This is a genomic window from Conexibacter sp. SYSU D00693, from assembly GCF_017084525.1.
In the GTDB taxonomy this organism is placed as follows: Bacteria; Actinomycetota; Thermoleophilia; order Solirubrobacterales; family Solirubrobacteraceae; genus Baekduia.
Genome location: NZ_CP070950.1, coordinates 2,056,853 through 2,076,020, shown reverse-complemented (window position 1 = coordinate 2,076,020; position 19,168 = coordinate 2,056,853). Strand labels below are relative to the sequence as shown.

The window sequence follows — 19,168 nt, the reverse complement described above, 5'->3', positions numbered from 1 at the left end:
GGTCAGCCGTCGTCGACGAGGCCCTGGAGGGGACCCAGGAGGCGGGCCGAGCGGCGCGAGACGCCGGGGAGGGCGACGAGGCGGTGCCGGGCGGGCTCGCCGGCCTCCTGGCGACGCAGCTCGGCCGCGGCGACCGGCTGCCAGCGCTCGTCCACCAGCGCTGTGGGGTCGGCGGCCGCGACCTCGTCCACGTCGAGCTCGAGGTGCTCGGCCCACAGGCGCACACGGGTGTCGCGGGCCACCGCGGGGTCGTCGCAGACGACGTCCATCTCGGTGTCGTTGAGCAGCGAGTGCGCGTTGAGGTTCGCCGACCCCAGCAGGAGGCGCTCGTCGTCGACGACGCAGACCTTCGCGTGGACGTAGAGCGGATCGGTGCGCCCGCCCGAGCGCCCGCGGACCGTCGCGGCCAGGAAGCGCCCGGCCCCGTCGTCGGCGTCGACCAGGACGCCGAGCTGGCCACGGGTGTCGTCCTGGCCGTTGTTGGCCTTCGCGGGCAGCACGACGACCACGCGGAACTCGTCGCTGGGCGGCCGGCGCAGCTTCTCGGCGAGCACCGCGACGAGCTCGGGCGACCAGAGGAACTGGTTCTCGAGGTAGACGAGCCGCCGCGCGGAGCGCAGCGCGCGGACGTAGGCCTCGAGGATGCGGAAGTCGCCTCGCGGCACGCCGTCGTACATGTCCTCGGCGACGGTGCGGACCACCTGGACGGTGGAGCTCCCGGCGGGCGGCGGCGGGGCGCAGGGCTCCAGGCGCTCGCCGGTCACCTCGCCCCAGCGCAGGCAGAAGTGCGCGTCGACGTCGGCCACCGCGGGCCCGCGCAGCCGGACGGCCGCGTCGTGCCACCCGAGGCGCCGGCGCGCCGGGTGCCCGGGCGAGTCGAACCGGTCGCCCGCCTGGTCGGTGAGGTCGATCCCGCCGACGAACGCGACCTCGCCGTCGACGACGACCGTCTTCTCGTGGTGGCAGTGGAACGGGTGCTCGCGGGGGTCGCGCTCGCAGCGGATGCGGGTGCCCCGCACGAGGTCGTGGACCGTGGCCTCGACCTCCTTGCGCGTCGGGTGGAACGCCGGGACGGGCGCCCCGGCCCACACGAGCATCCGCACGTCGACGCGCTCGGCGGCCTCGGCCAGCAGCTGGCCGACGCTGCACGCGGGCTCGCCGCGCTCGAGCTCGAAGCCCGGCGCGACGTGCCACCCGGTCAGGTGCACGGAGCGGCGCGCTCCGCGGATCGCCTGCGCGATGGCGGGCAGCGCCTGGGCGCCGTCGATGAGCACGTCGACCGCGCAGCCGTCGCGGGGCGCCGGGTCGCCGAGGCAGAACGGGCCGTCGTCGGGCGGGTCGAGCGCGTGCGCCCAGCCCAGGCGCGCAAGCCGGCGGCGGTGCTTGAGGCGCACCGCCGCCTCGACCGCGTCGCCGATGCGCGCGTCCAGCCGTCCAAGGAGCTCGGGGCCCATGCCCCGAGGGTCCTACCCGAGCTTCGGCGAGCGCCACTCCGCCGCCATGCGGGCGGCGAGGTTCGCGGGCAGGTCGTCGATCGCCACACGCTCCTGCTGGAGCGAGTCCCGGTCGCGCACCGTGACGGTGCGGTCCTGCAGCGTGTCGTGGTCGATCGTCACACACCAGGGTGTGCCGATCTCGTCCTGGCGGCGGTAGCGCTTGCCGATCGAGCCGCCCTCGTCGTACTCGGTCTGCAGCTGCGAGCGCAGCGTGGCGTGGACCTCGCGGGCCAGCTCGGGCTGGCCGTCCTTGCGCACGAGCGGCAGCACCGCGACCTTCACCGGCGCCAGGCGCGGGTGGAGCTTGAGGACGGTGCGCGTCTCGCCCTCCACCTCCTCCTCGTCGTAGGCGTCGACGAGGAACGCGAGGGTCGCGCGGTCGGCGCCCGCGGCGGGCTCGATCACGTGCGGGACGTAGCGCTCCTTGGTGTTCGGGTCGAAGTACTCGAGCTTCTCGCCGGAGAACTCGGCGTGCTGGGTGAGGTCGAAGTCCCCGCGGTTGGCGATGCCCTCGAGCTCGGACCAGCCGATCGGGAAGAGGTACTCCACGTCGGCGGTGCCGCTCGAGTAGTGCGAGAGCTCGTCCTGCTCGTGCTCGCGCATGCGCAGGTGGTCGGGGCGGATGCCCAGGCGGATGTACCACTCGTGGCGCAGGCGCTTCCACTCGTCGTACCAGCGCGGCGCCTCGTCCGGCGGGACGAAGAACTCCATCTCCATCTGCTCGAACTCGCGCGTGCGGAAGATGAAGTTGCCGGGGGTGATCTCGTTGCGGAACGACTTGCCGACCTGCGCGATGCCGAACGGCGGCTTCTTGCGCGCGAACTGCAGGACGTTCTTGAAGTTGATGAAGATGCCCTGCGCCGTCTCGGGCCGCAGGTAGGCGACCGACGCCGTCTCCTCCACCGGCCCGACGTGCGTCTTGAACATCAGGTTGAACGCGCGCACGTCGGTGAGGTCGTGCGTGCGGTCCTCGGTCTTCGGGAGGTTCGCCTTGGCGGGGCAGAGCTCGTCCGGGTCGAGGTGGTCGGCGCGGAAGCGGCGCTTGCACGCGCGGCAGTCGACGAGCGGGTCGGTGAAGCCCGCGAGGTGGCCGCTGGCCTCCCAGACGCGCGGGTGCTGGAGGATCGCCGAGTCCAGCGCGACGACGTCCTCGCGCTCCTGGAGCATCGCGCGCCACCACTCGCCCTTGACGTTCGTCTTGAGCAGCACGCCGTAGTGCCCGTAGTCGTAGGTCGAGCCCAGCCCGCCGTAGATCTCGGAGCTCGGGAAGATGAAGCCGCGGCGCTTGCACAGCGCCACGACCTTGTCCATGGTCACGACGTCGTCGCTCATCGCGGGCGGATGCTAGAGGCGTCGGTCGCGTCGCCCGGATTGGCACTCTGCGCTTGAGAGTGCCAGCGGCCGCGAGCTATGATCGCGGGCGGAATGCCGATCTACGAGTACCGCCGCCAGGACGGGTCGACCTTCGAGGTCATGCAGCGCTTCACCGATCCGCCGCTCACCGAGGACCCCGAGACGGGCGAGCCGGTGCAGAAGGTGCTCCACGCGCCCGCGATCCACTTCAAGGGCAAGGGCTTCCACAACACCGACTACGGGACCCGCAAGCGCCAGAAGGAGAAGGAGGCGTCGGCCTCGTCCTCCTCGGACTCCGGGTCCTCCTCCTCGTCGGGCTCGTCCGACAGCTCGTCCTCGTCCTCCTCGGGCGGCGACAGCGGGTCGTCGTCCTCCTCGTCCTCGTCGGGCGGGGACGCGAAGGCCGCCTAGCCGGCCCGTCGCAGCCGCGCCGTGCCGGTCTACCCGTACCGCTGCGAGGCGGGCCACGAGGTCGAGGTCCTGCACGCCGCCGGCGGTGCCCCCGGGCCGTGCCCGCAGTGCGGCGCCGCGCTGACGCGGGTGTGGGCCGCGCCGGCCGTGCACTTCAAGGGCAAGGGGTTCTACGCGACCGACGTCGGGTCCGAGCGCCAGCGCCGCTTCCTGGACCGGGCGGCTGAGCAGGGCGCCAACGACCACGACGACAAGCTGCGCGCGCAGCGGGCCGAGCGGGCCAAGGCCAAGGCGGCGGAGAAGCCCGCCCCGCCGCCCAGGACGCCCTAGCCGTCGAGGAAGCGCCGGACCTCCGAGCGGACCTCCTCCTGGGAGACGTCCAGCCCCGCGCCGCCGTCGGGGAGCGTCTCGGCACCGGTCGGCCTGAGCACGCGCGTCGGCGGCGAGCCGCCCATCACGGTCCCGCCGAAGAGGCCCAGGAGCGTCGGGCCGCTCATGTCGGACTTGACCGCCTTGGGCGCCGCCCAGCCGATGAACGGCAGCCGGATGAACGCGCCGGGGCTGAAGATCCGCGAGCGCATCGCGCTGAAGAGCTTCTGCTGGCGGCGCGCCCGGGAGAGGTCGGACTCGCGCGGGTTGCACTCGTTCTTGCGGGTGCGGGCGAGCGCGAGGGCGGCGCGGCCGTCCAGGTGGTTCTTGCCCTTCTTCAGACGCAGCGTGTAGCCGCCGTTCTTGAACCCGCCGTTGATGCGCGAGACGACGCAGCCGCCGGTGTAGTCGATGCCGCCCATCGCGTCGATGAGCTTCGGGAAGTTCTCGAAGTCGACCTCGACGACGTGGTGGACCTCCGTGCCGAGGAAGCCCTCGACGGTGCGGACGGTGAGCTCGGTCCCGCCCAGCGCGTAGGCCGCGTTGATCTTGCCGCGGCCGTGGCCCGGGATGTCGACGACGGTGTCGCGCGGGATGGACAGGCGCGCGCTGGCGCCGCCGCCGGTGCGCAGGAGCAGGAGGGTGTCGCTGCGGCTCGGGCCGCTCGTGGACGCGCCGGGCTCGGCGGTCGACCGCGAGCGCTGGTCGGAGCCGATGACGAGCACGGTGTTCGGCGAGGTGAGCGGGAAGCCCGCGCCGCCGAGCGCCGCGTCGGCGCCGCCCTCCTGGTGGATCGTCGCGCTCACCAGGAACGCGATCGCCGCGAGGACGACCCAGGCGACGGCGGCGGCTGCCAACCAGGCGACGACGCGCCCGACGGAGAGCCGCCGGTCGCGACGGCGCCCGTGGACGCGGCGGCCGTCGGGCTGGGGCTGGCCCTGGCGCAGCTCGTCCAGGGGCGAGCGGCCGTCGCGCGAGCGGCGGCCGAAGAGCCGGGGGCGCGCCCGGTACTTCGTGTACTGCGGGGGCGGGGCGTCGGGGGTCTGCGGCGGGTCGGGGTGGCCTGCCATCGACGGGGTATGGTGGCGCGTCGTGGCCGGCGGCTGCGTGATCGGCGTCGACCTCGGTGGCACGAAGCTGCTTGCCGGTGCCGTGGACGCGGACCTGCGCGTGCACCATCGCGCCCACCGCCTGCCGCGCGTCCGCGACACCGCCGCCCTCGTCGACCTCGTCGTCGCGGAGGTGCGCGAGGTCCAGCAGGCGGCGGGCGAGGAGGTCCGCGCCGTCGGCTTCGGCATCCCCTCGCTCATGGACCTCGCGCGGGGTGTCGCGGTCCACACGACGCACCTGCCGCTGCGCGACGCGCCGATCCGCGACCTGCTCGCCGAGCGCCTCGGCGTGCCGGTCGTCGTCGACAACGACGCGACGTGCGCGATGCTCGCCGAGCACCACGCGGGCGCGGCGATGGGCGCACGCCACGCGGTCCTGCTGACGATCGGGACGGGCATCGGCGGCGGGCTCGTCGTCGACGGGCGGATCGTGCGCGGCGCGGTCGGCGCGGCGGCCGAGCTCGGTCACGTGGTCGTCGACCTCGACGGCCCGCCCTGCCAGGGCTCGTGCCCGAACAACGGGTGCCTCGAGGTCATGGCCTCCGGGTCCGCGCTCGGGCGCGAGGCCCTGCGGGTGGCGCGCGCGGCGCCGGACTCGGGGCTCGGCCGCGCGCTGGCGGCGGGCACGGAGGTCACCGGCGCGCTGTGCACCGAGCTCGCGCACGACGGCGACCAGGCCGCGCGCGACGTCGTCGCCCTCATCGGCCGGCGCCTCGGCGTCGGGATCGCGTCGTTCGTCAACGTCTTCAACCCGGAGGTCGTCGTCGTGGGCGGTGGGGTGATCGCCGCGGGCGAGCTGCTGCTCGAGCCCGCGCGCCAGGAGGTCGCCCGGCGCGCGCTGCGGCCGTCGCGCGACGTCGTGCGGATCGTCCAGGCGCGCTTCGGCGCCGACGCCGGGATGCTCGGCGCGGCGCTGCTGGCCATGGAGGCCGCGCGGTGAGCGGGCGGCTGGTGGTCTGCCCGACGCCGATCGGCAACCTCGAGGACGTGACGCTGCGCGTGCTGGCGGCGCTGCGCGAGGCCGACGTGGTGGCGTGCGAGGACACGCGGCGCACGAAGGTCCTGCTCGACCGCTACGGCGTGGGGGCGCGGACCGTGAGCTACCACGAGCACAACGAGCGCGAGCGCGCGGCCGAGCTCGTGGGCCGCATGCGCGACGGTGCGGTCGTGGCGCTCGTCAGCGACGCGGGGACGCCGTTGGTCAGCGATCCCGGAGCGATCCTCGTCCAGCAGTGCATCGCCGCGGGGATCGGGGTGGAGGTCCTGCCGGGGCCCAGCGCCGCCCTCGCCGCGCTGGTCGTGAGCGGGCTGCCGGCCGAGCGCTGGCGCTTCGCGGGCTTCCTGCCGCGCAAGCGCAGCGCCCTGGCCGAGCTCGTCGGCGGCGCGCAGGAGACGCTGGTGGCGTTCGAGTCGCCCAACCGGATCGGCGCGTCGCTCGCGGTCCTGGCCGAGGTGGACGGGGCGCGGCCGGTCGCGGTCTGCCGCGAGCTGACCAAGGTCCACGAGGAGGTCGTCCGGGGCACGGCCGCCGAGCTCGCGGCGCGCTACGCCGGCGCGACCGTCAAGGGCGAGGTCGTGGTGGTCGTCGGGGCCGCGGCGGAGGGGGCGGGCGACGAGGCGGCGGCGCTCGACGCGGTCAAGCGCCTCGTCGAGGCGGGTGCGCGGGCGCGGCCGGCGGCGGGCGTGGTCGCCGACCTCACCGGCGTCAGCGCCAACGCGCTGTACCGGGCGCTGCAGGACGAGCGCTGAACCGCGCGGCTTCGCGGCGGGGGCGTCGCGGAAGGTGCGCGGGCGGGTCACTCGGGGCGGGCGCGCCCCGACGATCGCGGGCGTGCCCCGTGTCGCCTCGCTCCTCGCCCTCGTCGTGCTCCTGCTGGTGGGGCCGGCGACGGCGCGGGCGGAGCGCTGGCGCCGGCCGGTCGACGGCGTGGTCGTGGGCGCCTTCGCCTACGCCCGGGAGGCGCCGTTCGCCGCCGGCCGGCGCCGGGGCATCGACCTTCGTGCCGCGCCGGGCTCGGTGGTGCGGGCGGCGTGCAGCGGCGTCGTGCGCTTCGCCGGCCCGACGCCGCGCGGCCGCGGGGTGACCGTGCGCTGCGGGCGGCTGCGGGCGACGCACCTCGGGCTCGGCCACGTCGTGGTCCGTCGTGGCGCGGTCGTCGTCGCGGGCGCGCGGCTGGGCACGCTGGGGCCCCGCGGGGTGCTGCGGCTCGGCGCGCGCGTCGAGGGCGACCGCTTCGGCTACCGCGATCCGCTCGTGCTGCTCGGCGCGGGAGGGGCGCTCGCGCCGCCACCGGTGCTCGGGCCGGCACCGCGTCGCGCGTCGCGCCCGCCCCGCCCGGGTTCTGCGCGGGTGCTCGCGCCGCCCCCGGCGCGGCCGCGGCCCGCCTCCGCCCCGGCGCCGCCGGCCGCCTTCGCGGCCCTGGCGCTCGTCGCCGCGGGGCTGGGGCTCGGCGCGCTCGCCACCCGGGCCCGTCGCGGCTCCCGTGCCCGCACCCGTGCGGCCGCCGGCGCCGGGTCCGGGGAGGCGGTGGTCCGGCGGTAGCGTTCAGGCAGCGCATGGGCTTCTACGTCACGACCCCGATCTACTACGTCAACGCGGCGCCCCACCTGGGCCACGCGTACTCGACGATCGCGGCCGACGTGATGGCCCGCCACCACCGCCAGCGCGGTGAGGCGACGTTCTTCCTGACGGGCACCGACGAGCACGGCGAGCCGGTCGCGGACGCCGCGAAGGCGCAGGGGCTGGAGCCGCGCGAGCTGGCCGACCGCAACGCGCAGCGCTTCCGCGACCTGATGCCGGTGCTCGGCGTCTCCAACGACTTCTTCATCCGCACCTCCGACGCCGAGCACGGGGCGAAGGTCCAGGAGGTCCTGCAGCGGGTGCACGACAACGGGTTCGTGCACAAGGGGCTGTACGAGGGCTGGTACTGCCCGCGGTGCGCGGACTTCAAGGCGGAGAACGAGATCGCCGAGGGCAACCGCTGCCCGATCCACGAGATCGAGCTCGTCCGCGAGTCCGAGGAGAACTGGTTCTTCGCGCTCTCGCAGTTCCAGGAGCGCCTCGAGCAGCTCTACGAGGAGCGGCCGGACTTCGTGCAGCCGCGCGAGCGGCGCAACGAGGCGCTGTCGTTCATCAAGAGCGGGCTCAACGACGTCTCGCTCTCCCGCGCGAAGCTCACGTGGGGCGTGACCGTCCCGTGGGACACCGACCACGTCTTCTACGTGTGGTTCGACGCGCTGCTCAACTACTACACGGCCCTCACCTACGCCCGGCCCGGCGAGGACCTGGTCGACGAGTTCTGGCCCGCGACCTACCACGTCATCGGCAAGGACATCCTGAAGTTCCACACGGTCTTCTGGCCCGCGATCCTCATGGCCGCGGGGCTGCCGGTGCCTGAGCACGTCTTCGTCCACGGCTTCCTGCTCGGGGCCGACGGGCGCAAGATGTCCAAGTCGCTGGGCAACGTCCTCGACCCGCTCGAGGTCGTCGACCGCTACGGCGTCGAGGCGCTGCGCTTCTACCTCCTGCGCGACGTGACGTTCGGGGGCGACGGCGCCACGTCGATGGAGGCCGTCGGGCGCCGGTACACCGCCGAGCTCGCCGACGAGCTGGGCAACCTCGCGAGCCGCACGACGGCGATGCTCGTCCGCTACCGCGACGGCGAGGTCCCCGCGACGGCGCTGGACGGTGCGCTGGCCGCCGACTTCACCGGCCTGGACGCGACCGTCGCCGGCCACGTCGACCAGGCGGAGCTCAGCCAGGCGCTCGACGCGATCTGGCAGCGCGTGCGGCGCCTGAACCGCTACGTCGAGGAGTCGGCGCCCTGGACGCTGGCCAAGGACGACAGCAGGGCGGACGACCTCGACCGCGTGCTCGCCTCCCTGGCCGACGGCCTGCGGATCGTCTGCGTGCTGCTGCACCCGTGGCTGCCCGAGACGACCGTCAAGGTCCTCGACGCGCTCGGCGCGCCCTCGACCGCCCTGCAGGACGCGCGCCCCGGCGCCGTCGCCCTCGGCCCCGCCCACAAGCTCGAGCCGCTGTTCCCGAAGGAGCGCGACAGCGTGCCGCCGGCCGCCGCCGCGTCGTGATCGACAGCCACACGCACCTCGCCTCCTGCAAGGAGGACGACCGCGAGCTGGTCGAGGAGGCCGCCCGCCTCGGCGTCACGCGGATGCTGACGGTCGGGATGGACCCCGGCAGCCGTCGCGCGGCCCTCGCCGCCGCCGAGGCCTTCCCGCAGGTCCGCGCCGCCGTCGGCACGCACCCCAACGCCGCGGCCGGCTTCGACGACGCGGAGCTCGCCGACGTCGAGGCGCTCGCCGGCCACCACCTGTGCGCCGCGATCGGCGAGACGGGGCTGGACTTCTTCCGCGAGGGCGCCCCCCGCGCCGACCAGGAGCGCGCCTTCCACGCGCAGGTCGACGTCGCCCGGGCGACGGGCAAGCCGCTCGTGATCCACACGCGCGCGGCGGAGGACGACACGATCGCCACGCTGCGCGACCGGGCCCAGGGCCTGGAGGTGGTCCTGCACTGCTTCTCGATGCCCGAGCGCCTCGACGAGTGCCTCGCCGAGGGCTGGTGGATCTCCTTCGCGGGCAACGTCACGTACCCCAGGAACACCGAGCTCGCCGCGGCGGCCGAGCGCGTGCCCGACGACCGCCTCCTCGTCGAGACCGACGCGCCGTACCTCACCCCGCAGGCCGTGCGCAAGGAGCGCAACCGCCCGGCGCACGTGACGCACACCGCGCGCTTCGTCGCCGAGCGCCGCGGCCAGTCCTACGAGCAGCTCGAGGCCGTCGTCGACGCGAACGCCGCGCGCCTCTTCGGGTGGTGACCGAGCTCCCCACCCAGCCGTCGCTGCGGCGGATGAAGGCCTTCGGGGTCCGGCCCAAGCGCGACCTCGGGCAGAACTTCCTCGTCGACTCGAACATCCTCGGGGTCATCGAGCGCGCCGCGGACCTGCACCCCGACGACGTCGCGCTCGAGATCGGCGGCGGCCTGGGCGTGCTCAGCGAGCACCTCGCCCCGCGCTGCGCGCACGTCCACGTCGTCGAGCTCGACCGCAGCCTCGAGCCCGCGCTGCGCGACGCGCTCGACGCGCACCCCAACACGACGCTGCACCTCGCCGACGCGATGAAGCTCGACCTCGCCGGCCTCGACCCCGAGCCGACGGCGGTCGTCGCCAACCTGCCCTACGGCATCGCGGCGAGCGCGATCCTGCGCACCGTCGAGGAGCTCCCGCGGGTCACCCGCTGGGTCGCGATGGTGCAGAAGGAGGTCGGCGAGCGCCTCGCCGCCGCGCCCGCGACGCCCGCCTACGGCGCGCCGAGCGTCCTGGCCCAGCTGAGCTGCGAGGTCAAGGTCCACCGCGCCGTCTCGCGCACCGTCTTCCACCCGGTGCCCAACGTCGACAGCGTGCTCGTCGCCCTGCGCCGCACCGGCCCGCCCGCCGACCCCGCGCTGCGCCGCCTGGTCTCCGGCGCCTTCGCCCACCGCCGCAAGGCGCTCGCGCGCTCGGTCGCGCTGGCGGGGGCGGGCGACCGCGACGCCGTGCGTGCGGCGCTCGCCGCCGCGGGCCTGCCCGACGACGTCCGCGCCGAGCGCCTCTCGCCCGACGACTTCCGGGCGCTGCACGCCGCGCTCACCACGGAGGCCGGCGGCTGATGCGGCTGCGCACGATGGCGCCCGCCAAGGTCAACGTCTGCCTCTTCCTCGGGCCGCTGCGCGAGGACGGCCGCCACGAGCTCGTCTCCGTCATGCAGTCCGTGTCGCTGGCCGACCGCGTGACGCTCGAGCCCGCCGACGGCGAGCGCGACGCGGCGGCCACGCCCGGTGTGGCCGAGCGGGACGACCTCGCGCTCAAGGCGCTGCTCGCCCTGCGCGAGCACGCGGGGTGGACCGGCCCGCCGATGAAGGTCACCGTCGACAAGCGCATCCCCGTCGCGGCGGGGATGGCCGGCGGCTCGGCCGACGCGGGCGCCGCGCTGCGCCTTGCCGCCCGCGCGGCCGGCGGCATCCCCCGCGACCTCCTGCACGAGGTCGCCGCGCTCCTGGGCGCCGACGTCCCCGCCCAGGTCCGCCCGGGCCGGGTGCTCGCGACCGGCATCGGCGAGGTCCTGCGGCGCGTCCCCGGCGTCGCGCCCTACAGCGTCCTCGTGGTCCCCGACCCGCAGGGCCTGTCGACGGCCGACGTCTTCCGCGAGGCCGACCGGCTCGGCCTGCCGCGCGACGCCGACGCGCTCGCCCACGCCCTGGCGGCCGTCGAGGCCGCGTTGCCCGACCTGCCCGACGAGCTCTGCGTCAACGAGCTCGAGCCCGCCGCGCTCTCGCTGCGCCCCGACCTGCAGGACCGTCTGGACGCGATCCGCGCCGCCGGCGCCGACGTCGCGCTGGTCAGCGGCTCGGGTCCGACGACGCTCGGCCTCTTCCGCGACGGCGCCGCGGCCCGTGCGGCGGCCGCGCGCTTCGACGGCGCGCTCGTCGCCAAGCCGGTGGGGCCCGACGCCGGGGAGGTGCTGGCCGCGTGAAGCCCGGGCCGATCGCCGCAGCGGTGGCGCTCGCCGCCTTCGTCGTGTGGCGCCGGCGCAAGCTCGAGCCGACGCTCCTGGCCGGCGGGGTCGTCGTCGTCCTCGGCCTGCTGCTCTACGGCAGCGGCCTGGTCGAGCTGCCCAACGCCGAGCAGGTCGCGGAGGACCTGGGGGAGACCCTCGGGCGCTGGACGTACCTGCTGGTCCCGGCGCTCGCCTTCCTCGAGACCGGCGCGTTCGTCGGCCTGCTGGCACCCGGAGAGACGGCGATGGTCCTGGGCGGCGTGGTGGCCGGGCAGGGGCGCATCTCGCTCGCCACGCTCATCGGCCTGGTCTGGGTCGCGGCGATCCTCGGCGACCTCGTCTCGTTCTGGCTCGGGCGGCGCCTGGGCCGCGCGTTCCTCGTCAAGCACGGGCCGAAGGTCCAGATCACCGAGGAGCGCCTGCACCAGGTCGAGGGCTTCTACGACCGCCACGGCGGCAAGGCCGTCCTGCTCGGGCGCTTCGTCGGCCTGGTCCGCGCGGTCTCGCCGTTCCTCGCCGGCTCGTCGGGCATGCCGCTCAAGCGCTTCGTGCCCTACGACGTGCTCGGCGCAGGCCTGTGGTCGGCGACGTTCCTCGTCCTCGGCTTCCTGTTCTGGCAGAGCTTCGACACCGTCCTCGAGTACGCCGAGAAGGGCGCCTTCGCCCTCGGCACGACGATCGTCGTCGTGGTCGCCGCGGTCTGGCTCGCGCGCTGGCTGCGCGACCCCGAGCACCGCGAGGCGCTGCGGGTCTGGGTCCACGAGCACCAGCACCACCGGGTCTTCGGCCCGCTGCTGCGGGTCCTGCTGCCGCTGTGGCGCGGCAGCCGCCGGCCGCGGCGCTTCGTCTGGGCGCGCATCACGCCGGGCGACCTCGGGCTGGAGGTCACGACGCTCATCGCCGTGCTCGCCGCGGGGACCTTCGCGCTGGTCTCGCCGCTGGCCACGCTCGCGACCGACGCCTACACGCTGGGCGACCTGCGGGCGCTCGAGTGGGCCAACGACATCCGCACCGCGAGCGGCGACGACGTCGCGAAGGTCGTCACCGACCTGGGGTCGCTCGCGGCGACGGCCGGCGTGGTCCTCGGCGCCGCGATCTGGCTGGCGATGCGCCGCGAGGTCGCCGCGGCGCTCGCGCTGGTGGGCGGGATGACGCTGACGTTCGCCGTCGTGCACCTCGTCAAGGCGGCCAAGGACCGGCCGCGGCCCATCGGCTCGCTGGTCGAGACGAGCTTCGCGTCGTTCCCCTCCGGCCACGCCGCCTACGGGGTGGCGTGGATCGCCGTGACGGTCGCCCTGACCCGGGTCGTCCCGGGCTTCGCCCGGGCCACCGCGCTCGTCGTCGGCGCGGTCGTCGTGGCCGTCGCCGTGGCGCTCACGCGCATCTACCTGCGGGCCCACTTCGTCTCCGACGTGGTCGGCGGGCTGGGCACCGGGGCGGCCTGCTTCGCGCTGGCCGGGCTCGTCGCGGTGATCGGCAGCTACCACCGGCGGGGCGGCGCGTCTGGCACGATGCCGTCCGACCGCGCATGAGCAACGAGTCGATCACCGTCCTCGTCGCCGCCTGCTCGGGCGTCTTCGCACTGGCCGCGTACGTCGGCCTCATCCTCGTGCCCGCGTGGACGTCCTACTCGCGCCCGTGGGAGCGCGTGGCCGCGGCGTTCCTGTCGCTGTACGTCCTCGCCGCCTTCCTCATCATCGGGGCGGCCGCGGGTGCCGGCGTCGTCTGGTTCTGGGACCGCGTGTAGCCCTTGATCGACCTGTCCGCCCTCGAGGAGATCACCGAGGCGGTCGAGCGCGGGGCGGGCCTTCCGGAGGTCGTCCGGGCGGCCGCCCGGGCGCTGGACGCGAGCATCGTCCTGAGCGACCGCTCGGGCGCCGTGCTGGCCGTCGCCGCGCGCTCGCAGGGCGAGGAGCGGGCGCTGCTGGCCGACGGCGACGGGACCGAGGCGCTCGAGCTGCGCGTCGCCGACGAGCCGGTCGGGACGCTGCGCCTGCGCGTGCGCGGCGACGTCGGGCCGGGGGTCCTGCGGCTCGTCACGACGCTCATCGCCTCGGAGGTCGAGCGCCTGCGCGCGCCCGAGCGCGCCAGCGAGGAGGCGGTCTCGCGGTTCATCTCGACCGTGCTGTCGCGCGACCCGGGCGAGCGCGAGGAGCTGCTGGCGCGAGGCGCGGACCTCGGGGTGGACCTGGCGTCGGGCGCGACGGTCGTCGTCGCCCGTGCCCACGCCCACGCGCCCGAGGCCGACGGGTGGCGCGAGCGCGTCCTGCGCATCGCCGAGCGCGGCGCCCGGGCGGCGACGCCGGGCGCGATCGCCGCGCTGTCGGACCGCGAGGAGACGCTCGGCGCCGAGGTCGTCCTGCTCGTGCCCGGCGCCGAGGAGGAGGCGGGACGGCGGACGTGCGAGGCCGTCCTGCGCGAGATGGAGGCCGGCCTGCCGGCGCACACCTTCGCCCTCGGCCACAGCCGTCCGGCCGGCGACGTGCTCGACCTCGCCCGGGCGGGCAACGAGGCGCTGCTGGCGGCCAACGTGGCGGAGGGCGAGACCGGCCCGGGCGCCGCGTCCGGCGGGGAGGACGGCGCCGTCGAGACCGCGGCGGTCCTCGCCTTCGACGAGACCGGCGCCTACCGCCTGCTGCTCAGCGCGATGGCCGAGGACCCGGCCGAGCTGCAGCGCTTCTACGCCGAGACCGTCGAGGCGCTCGTCGCCTACGACGAGCAGTACGAGACCGACCTCGTCCTGACGGTCGAGGCGTTCCTCGACGCCGACGGCAACGTCGCGGGCACCGCCCAGCGGCTCTTCACCCACCGCCACACCATCCGCTACCGGCTCGAGCGCGTGCGGGAGCTCACCGGGCTCGACGTCGGCTCGACGGACGGGCGCGAGAAGCTCTCGCTGGGCCTCAAGGCCATGCGCGTGCTGGGCATCGCGGCGCGCGGGGGCCCGGCGAGCGAGCGCGGCGCGGGCGGCGGCCGCGTGCCGCGCCGGTCGTAGGCTGCGCGCTGTGCGCATCGGGATCATCACGGGCTCGGGCACCTACGCCCTGCCGGGCTTCGAGGACGCCGCCCCGGCCGAGGTCGAGACCCGGTTCGGGACGGTGCCGGTGACCGAGGGGCGCTTCGCGGGCGCGGAGGTCGTCCACCTCGCGCGCCACCGCACCGGCCACGAGCTCGTCTCGCACCAGGTCACCCACCAGGCGAACGTCAGCGCGCTGGTCGAGCGCGGGTGCGACGCGGTGCTCGCGGTGACGGTCTGCGGGGCGGTGGACCCGACGATCGCGCTCGGCTCGCTCGTCGTCTTCGACGACCTGCACTTCACGGTCAACCGGCTCGCCGACGGGTCCATCTGCACGCTGCACACCGAGCCGGGCGCGCCGGGACGCGGCCACTGGATCTTCGAGGACCCGTTCAGCCCGGCCCTGCGCGGCGCGCTGCTCGAGGCGGCGCGGGCGGCGGGCCAGGAGGTCCGCGACGGCGGCTGCTACGGCCACGTCGACGGGCCGCGGTTCAACACGAAGGCCGAGATCCGCGGGCTCGCGGCGTGCGGGGTGAGCGCGGTCTCCCAGACCGCGGGGCCCGAGACCGTGCTGTGCGGCGAGGCCGAGCTGCCCTACGCGCTGCTGGGCTACGCGACCGACTACGCCAACGGCGTGCAGGACGAGGCGACGCCCGTGGAGACGCTCGTCTCGCTCATCGAGCGCAGCCCGTCGGCGTTCGCGGCCGTGCTGGGGGAGGCGGTCCCGCGCGTGGCGGCGGCCGGGCCGCCCGAGCCGGTCGGCACGCACTTCCGCTGGGACTGACCCCGGTGGGCCCGTTCGCCGCGGTCGTCGTCGACGCCCTCGCCGCGCCGCCCGACCCGGAGCTGCGCGACCGGCTCGGTCCCGAGCTGCACGACCGGCTGCGGGCGGTCCTGCGCGAGCGGGCGTGCGCGTGGGCGCGCGAGGTGGCGGGGGAGCGCGCGGGCGAGGCCGCGGGGGCCCGGGCGCTCGGGGCGCTGCTCGAGGGCCACGACGGCCCGGTCCTCCTCGCGGCGCCCGACGTCCCCGGACTCGGTCCGCACCACGTCCGCGCGGCGCGGCAGGACCTCGAGGACGGCGTCGAGCTGGCCTTCGCGCCGGCGGGCGACGGCCAGCCGTTCCTGCTCGTGCTGGCCCGCGCCGAGCCGGCGTGGCTCGCGGAGGTCGGCGCGCCGTTCGACCGGCTGGCGCGCGTGGCCGGGGACCCGCGGGGGCCGTTCGGGATGCTGCGGCCGGAGCGACGGCTCGCGACGGTCGCCGACGCCCGCGCGCTGCGCGCCGACCCGGTCGCGCCGCGCGAGCTGCGCGACCTGCTGCCGGCCACGCTGTGACCGCGGCCTACCCGGACGGGGAGGGCCCCGCCTCCGCGGATGGACGGTCGGTGCCGTCCGGCGACGCGGGTTGCTCAGGTCTGGGTGGGCAGCGGCCGATGGCTGGACCAGCGATGCCCGTCCAGCCCTCCGCCTCCTCCGTCGTGCCCGCCTGGCCCCACCTCCTCGCCGAGGTGCTGGCCGCCCCCGAGCGCCTGCGCGTGCACTTCCAGCCGATCGTCGACCTGCGCGCCGGCGTCGTGCGCGCCTACGAGGCGCTCGCCCGGCCGACGGGCGACCAGCCGCCGGCCGCCTGGTTCGCGGCCGCGGCGAACCTCGGCTGCGCGGGCGCCCTAGAGGCCCAGGTCCTCGAGGCGGCGCTGACCCAGCGCCCGCTCCTCGGCCGGGGCCGGTCCGTCGCCGTGAACCTCAGCGCGAGCGCCCTGCGCTCCGACGACGTCCGCGCGGTCCTCAGCCGCCACGGCCGCCTCGACGCGCTCGTCGTCGAGGTCACCGCCCAGGGTCCGGACGTCGACCCGACGAGCGTCGGCGAGGCCCTCGCCGCCCTGCGCGCCGCGGGCGCCCAGGTCGCCGCCGACGACGCCGACGCCCTGGACGCCGAGCTCCTCGCCGCCCTCTCCCCGCGCTACGTCAAGGTCCACCACCGCGTCGCCGGCGACGCCCTCCCGATCGCGGCGCGCCTCGGCGCGACCGTCGTCGCCAAGGGCGTCGAGGCCGACGAGGACCTCGAGGCCCTCGGCCGCCTCGGCGTACCGCTCGCCCAGGGCTTCGCGCTCGGCGTCCCGTCCGCCGTCCCGGGCGAGCTCGACCACGCGATCGCCGCCGGCCTGCGCGGCCTCGCCATCGCCGACCGCCGCGCCGTCGTCACCCTCGGCGAGCTGGCCGCCGGCACCTCCCTCGTCGACCTCCCCGACGGCACCCTCGAGCTCCCCGCCTCGACGCCCCTCGGCGAGGCCGCCCGGTTCGCCATGACCCGCCAGGCCCCCGCCCGCTTCGCCCCCGTCGTCGCCGTCGACGACGCCGGTCGCCGCATCGGCGCGGTGCCGGTCGAGCGGCTCGTCGTGGCGCTCGCGGGCTGAGCCGCCGGCGGAGGCGACCGCTGCTAGCTTCGCCCTCGTTTGGGGGGTGGACTAGCGGCAAGTCGCAGGCCTTTGACGCCTTGAAACCTCGGTTCGAATCCGAGCCCCCCAGTCGCAGTGCCGGTTCGAATTGCGCCGGGTCGAATGCGTCCGATCCAGATGCGAACATGTGTTCGTGCCGAGGCCGCTGTCATACACCGAAGCGCAGGCCCGCGAGGCCATCGCCGCCTCGCGCTCGCTGACCGAGGCACTGCGCCGACTGGGCGTCTGCCAGAGCGGAGGATCGATTCCGGTCCTGCGCAAGTACGTCGAGCTCTGGGGCATCCCGACGGACCACCTCGACCCACGAGGAGCGGCGCTCGAAGGCCTTCGCCGAAGTCGGGCGACGCCTCGTCCGCTTGAGGAGCTCCTGGTCGCTGGGTCGCTCGTCGCGCGCGGCACGTTGAAGCGCCGGCTCTACGCCGAAGGTCTCAAGGAGCCGCGGTGCGAGCTCTGCGGGCAGGGCGAGCACTGGCGAGGACGGCGGATGTCGCTGATCCTCGACCACATCAACGGCGTGTCCAACGACAACCGCCTCGAGAACCTCCAGATCGTCTGTCCGAACTGCGCCGCGACCCTCGACACGCATTGCGGGCGCAACTCGAGCGCGATGGTGCCCGAGCGAGAGTGCTTGCGCTGCGGCTCGACCTTCCGGCCCAACCGTCGGGCTCAGCGGTATTGCTCGCGGGCGTGTGGCATGCGGTACGACCGCGCGGAGAAGCCGCGTCCTGGTGCGCGGAAGGTCGAGCGCCCACCCACCGACCAGCTCCTGCGCGAGGTCGACGAGCTCGGGTTCTCCGCCGTCGGTCGCCGCTACGGCGTGAGCGACAACGCCATCCGCAAGTGGCTGCGCACCGCCGGCGTCGAGCCGCCGCGGCGTCCGCGCGGGCCGGTGCCCGCCTCGGGCGACGGGGGGTCCGAGATGCCGTCCGCCGGACGGCCTGTCGAACGGGAGGCCGCGTAGCATCGGCGGCGTGAGCGAGCTGACCGCCGTGGTCCTGGCCGCCGGTCGCGGGACCCGCATGAGGTCCGCGACCCCGAAGATGCTGCACGACCTCTGCGGCAGGGCGCTGGTGGCGTGGCCCGCGGGCGCGGTGCAGGACGCCGGGGCGGGGCGCGTGGTCGTGGTGGTGTCGCCCGACATCGACATCGCCGAGGCGCTGCCGCAGGACGCCGTGCGGGTGGTCCAGCAGGAGGCCAACGGGACCGGCGGGGCGGTGGTCGCGGCGCGCGAGGCGCTGCCCGACACGGGCACGGTGCTCGTGGTCAACGGCGACGTGCCGCTGGTCGACGGGACGGCGCTGCGCGGGTTGCTCACCGCGCACGAGGCCGCCGGGGCGGCGGCGACCGTCGGCTCCGCGGTGCTCGACGAGCCGGGCCAGTACGGGCGGGTGGTGCGCGGGGCCGACGGGTCGGTCGAGCAGATCGTCGAGGCCAAGGCCGAGGGCGACGCGACGCCCGAGCAGCTGGCGATCCGCGAGGTCAACGCCGGCGTCTACGTCTTCGAGGCCGCGGCGCTCGGGGAGGCGCTGCGCCTCCTCAAGCCCGACAACGCCCAGGGCGAGCTCTACCTGACCGACTGCGTCGCCCACCTCCGGGCGGCCGGCAAGCCCGTCGCCGCGCACGACCTCGGCCCCGAGGCGATGCTCGGCGTGAACGACCGGGTCGAGCTCGCCGCCGTGCGCGCGATCGCCCAGCGCCGCATCCTCGAGGGCCACATGCGCGCGGGCGTGACGGTCACCGACCCGGGCTCCGTCGTCGTGGACGCCGACGTCACGATCGGCCAGGACGCCACGATCGAGCCGGGGACCACCCTGCGCGCCGGCACCAGCGTCGGCGCCCGCGCCACCGTCGGCCCGCACACGACCGCCACGGCCAGCGCGATCGGCGACGGGGCCCGCGTCCTGCACAGCGTCCTCGACCAGGCCGAGGTCGGCGAGGGGGCGAGCGTCGGGCCCTTCGCCTACCTGCGCCCCGGCACCGTGCTGCGCGAGGGCGCGAAGGCCGGGACCTTCGTCGAGCTCAAGAACTCCGACATCGGGGCGGGCACGAAGGTCCCGCACCTGTCCTACATCGGCGACGCGGACGTCGGGCCGGGCACGAACCTCGGCGCGGCGACCATCACCGCCAACTACGACGGCAGGACCAGGACGAAGAGCCGGACGACGATCGGCGCCGAGGTGAAGACCGCGGTGGACACGACGCTCGTCGCGCCGGTGACCCTCGGCGACCGCGCCTTCACGGCCGCCGGATCCGTCATCACCGACGACGTGGAGCCGGGCGCGCTGGCCGTCGCCCGCGCCCGCCAGAAGAACATCCAGGGGTACGCCGACCGTGACTGACGTCGCCATCGCACCTGCGTCCACGACGAACGGGGCGCCCGCCGGACCGGCGGCTAGACTCGCCCGCGCC

General features: G+C 75.6%; 20 protein-coding genes and 1 tRNA gene. 18 read left to right on the top strand and 3 right to left on the bottom strand.

From position 1 onward, the window contains the following. Positions 1-2: 2 nt before the first annotated feature. Positions 3-1,454, bottom strand: coding sequence for a phosphatidylserine/phosphatidylglycerophosphate/cardiolipin synthase family protein (locus JUB12_RS10295; protein ID WP_205699536.1), 1,452 nt, complete (start codon positions 1,452-1,454; stop codon positions 3-5). A 12-nt stretch (positions 1,455-1,466) separates the two neighbouring features. Then, positions 1,467-2,828: a glycine--tRNA ligase gene (locus JUB12_RS10290; RefSeq protein WP_205699535.1), complete on the bottom strand. Its 1,362-nt coding sequence runs from the start codon at positions 2,826-2,828 to the stop codon at positions 1,467-1,469. 93 nt (positions 2,829-2,921) lie between these two features. Between JUB12_RS10290 and JUB12_RS10285 the strand changes: the two genes are divergently transcribed. Together JUB12_RS10285 and JUB12_RS10280 are read left to right on the top strand one after the other, a co-directional pair. After that, complete coding sequence (locus tag JUB12_RS10285; protein WP_205699534.1) at positions 2,922-3,260, top strand: FmdB family zinc ribbon protein; 339 nt, start codon at positions 2,922-2,924, stop codon at positions 3,258-3,260. A 21-nt stretch (positions 3,261-3,281) separates the two neighbouring features. Then, the gene (locus JUB12_RS10280; RefSeq protein ID WP_205699533.1) at positions 3,282-3,590 is read left to right on the top strand and encodes an FmdB family zinc ribbon protein; all 309 of its coding nucleotides are present in this window, start codon (positions 3,282-3,284) and stop codon (positions 3,588-3,590) included. On the opposite strand, the gene JUB12_RS10275 is transcribed toward JUB12_RS10280, so the two are convergent. Further along, positions 3,587-4,699, bottom strand: a complete 1,113-nt coding sequence (locus JUB12_RS10275; protein WP_241004490.1) for an LCP family protein — start codon at positions 4,697-4,699, stop codon at positions 3,587-3,589. The genes JUB12_RS10280 and JUB12_RS10275 overlap by 4 nt on opposite strands. 22 nt (positions 4,700-4,721) lie before the next feature. Between JUB12_RS10275 and JUB12_RS10270 the strand changes: the two genes are divergently transcribed. The 16 genes from JUB12_RS10270 to glmU all read left to right on the top strand — a co-directional run bounded on the left by JUB12_RS10270 (position 4,722) and on the right by glmU (position 19,098). After that, on the top strand, positions 4,722-5,678 hold the full coding sequence (locus tag JUB12_RS10270) for an ROK family protein (protein WP_241004489.1): 957 nt from the start codon (positions 4,722-4,724) through the stop codon (positions 5,676-5,678). After that, entirely contained in the window at positions 5,675-6,487 is an 813-nt protein-coding gene (gene rsmI / locus JUB12_RS10265; protein WP_205699530.1) for a 16S rRNA (cytidine(1402)-2'-O)-methyltransferase, read from the top strand. The genes JUB12_RS10270 and rsmI overlap by 4 nt, the downstream gene beginning before the upstream one ends. An 82-nt stretch (positions 6,488-6,569) precedes the next feature. Further along, on the top strand, positions 6,570-7,280 hold the full coding sequence (locus tag JUB12_RS10260; protein ID WP_205699529.1) for a peptidoglycan DD-metalloendopeptidase family protein: 711 nt from the start codon (positions 6,570-6,572) through the stop codon (positions 7,278-7,280). 14 nt (positions 7,281-7,294) lie between these two features. Continuing rightward, a complete protein-coding gene (gene metG / locus JUB12_RS10255; RefSeq protein ID WP_205699528.1) occupies positions 7,295-8,827 on the top strand; it encodes a methionine--tRNA ligase in 1,533 nt (510 codons plus the stop codon). Beyond that, on the top strand, positions 8,824-9,573 hold the full coding sequence (locus tag JUB12_RS10250; RefSeq protein ID WP_205699527.1) for a TatD family hydrolase: 750 nt from the start codon (positions 8,824-8,826) through the stop codon (positions 9,571-9,573). The genes metG and JUB12_RS10250 overlap by 4 nt, the downstream gene beginning before the upstream one ends. Further along, positions 9,570-10,403 (top strand): 16S rRNA (adenine(1518)-N(6)/adenine(1519)-N(6))-dimethyltransferase RsmA, encoded by an 834-nt coding sequence (rsmA, locus tag JUB12_RS10245; protein ID WP_241004487.1) that lies wholly within the window; start codon positions 9,570-9,572, stop codon positions 10,401-10,403. The genes JUB12_RS10250 and rsmA overlap by 4 nt, the downstream gene beginning before the upstream one ends. Further along, positions 10,403-11,266 (top strand): 4-(cytidine 5'-diphospho)-2-C-methyl-D-erythritol kinase, encoded by an 864-nt coding sequence (locus JUB12_RS10240; protein WP_205699526.1) that lies wholly within the window; start codon positions 10,403-10,405, stop codon positions 11,264-11,266. The genes rsmA and JUB12_RS10240 overlap by 1 nt, the downstream gene beginning before the upstream one ends. Then, positions 11,263-12,822: a VTT domain-containing protein gene (locus JUB12_RS10235; RefSeq protein ID WP_205699525.1), complete on the top strand. Its 1,560-nt coding sequence runs from the start codon at positions 11,263-11,265 to the stop codon at positions 12,820-12,822. Before JUB12_RS10240 ends, JUB12_RS10235 begins: the two co-directional genes overlap by 4 nt. After that, on the top strand, positions 12,819-13,037 hold the full coding sequence (locus tag JUB12_RS10230) for a hypothetical protein (protein WP_205699524.1): 219 nt from the start codon (positions 12,819-12,821) through the stop codon (positions 13,035-13,037). Before JUB12_RS10235 ends, JUB12_RS10230 begins: the two co-directional genes overlap by 4 nt. Positions 13,038-13,040: 3 nt before the next feature. After that, the gene (locus JUB12_RS10225) at positions 13,041-14,285 is read left to right on the top strand and encodes a CdaR family transcriptional regulator (protein ID WP_205699523.1); all 1,245 of its coding nucleotides are present in this window, start codon (positions 13,041-13,043) and stop codon (positions 14,283-14,285) included. Between the two features lie 10 nt (positions 14,286-14,295). After that, positions 14,296-15,090 (top strand): MTAP family purine nucleoside phosphorylase, encoded by a 795-nt coding sequence (locus JUB12_RS10220; RefSeq protein WP_205699522.1) that lies wholly within the window; start codon positions 14,296-14,298, stop codon positions 15,088-15,090. Positions 15,091-15,095: 5 nt separating this feature from the next. After that, positions 15,096-15,638, top strand: coding sequence for a hypothetical protein (locus JUB12_RS10215; RefSeq protein WP_205699521.1), 543 nt, complete (start codon positions 15,096-15,098; stop codon positions 15,636-15,638). A gap of 113 nt (positions 15,639-15,751) precedes the next feature. After that, positions 15,752-16,717 carry an EAL domain-containing protein gene (locus tag JUB12_RS10210; protein ID WP_205699520.1) on the top strand — a complete coding sequence of 322 codons (966 nt, stop codon included), beginning with the start codon at positions 15,752-15,754 and terminating at the stop codon, positions 16,715-16,717. 40 nt (positions 16,718-16,757) lie between these two features. Beyond that, a tRNA-Gln gene (locus tag JUB12_RS10205) sits at positions 16,758-16,829 on the top strand. 63 nt (positions 16,830-16,892) lie between these two features. Next, positions 16,893-17,720 (top strand): HNH endonuclease, encoded by an 828-nt coding sequence (locus tag JUB12_RS10200; RefSeq protein ID WP_205699519.1) that lies wholly within the window; start codon positions 16,893-16,895, stop codon positions 17,718-17,720. A 10-nt stretch (positions 17,721-17,730) separates the two neighbouring features. After that, positions 17,731-19,098, top strand: a complete 1,368-nt coding sequence (gene glmU / locus JUB12_RS10195) for a bifunctional UDP-N-acetylglucosamine diphosphorylase/glucosamine-1-phosphate N-acetyltransferase GlmU (protein WP_241004485.1) — start codon at positions 17,731-17,733, stop codon at positions 19,096-19,098. Positions 19,099-19,168 lie beyond the last annotated feature (70 nt).

Coding starts and splice junctions, on each gene's coding strand:
- JUB12_RS10275 (WP_241004490.1), bottom strand. CDS start 4,699: ATGGCAGGCCACCCCGACCCGCCGCAGACCCCCGACGCCCCGCCCCCG.
- metG (WP_205699528.1), top strand. CDS start 7,295: ATGGGCTTCTACGTCACGACCCCGATCTACTACGTCAACGCGGCGCCC.
- JUB12_RS10210 (WP_205699520.1), top strand. CDS start 15,752: ATGCCCGTCCAGCCCTCCGCCTCCTCCGTCGTGCCCGCCTGGCCCCAC.
- JUB12_RS10285 (WP_205699534.1), top strand. CDS start 2,922: ATGCCGATCTACGAGTACCGCCGCCAGGACGGGTCGACCTTCGAGGTC.
- JUB12_RS10295 (WP_205699536.1), bottom strand. CDS start 1,454: ATGGGCCCCGAGCTCCTTGGACGGCTGGACGCGCGCATCGGCGACGCG.
- JUB12_RS10230 (WP_205699524.1), top strand. CDS start 12,819: ATGAGCAACGAGTCGATCACCGTCCTCGTCGCCGCCTGCTCGGGCGTC.
- JUB12_RS10290 (WP_205699535.1), bottom strand. CDS start 2,828: ATGAGCGACGACGTCGTGACCATGGACAAGGTCGTGGCGCTGTGCAAG.
- JUB12_RS10240 (WP_205699526.1), top strand. CDS start 10,403: ATGCGGCTGCGCACGATGGCGCCCGCCAAGGTCAACGTCTGCCTCTTC.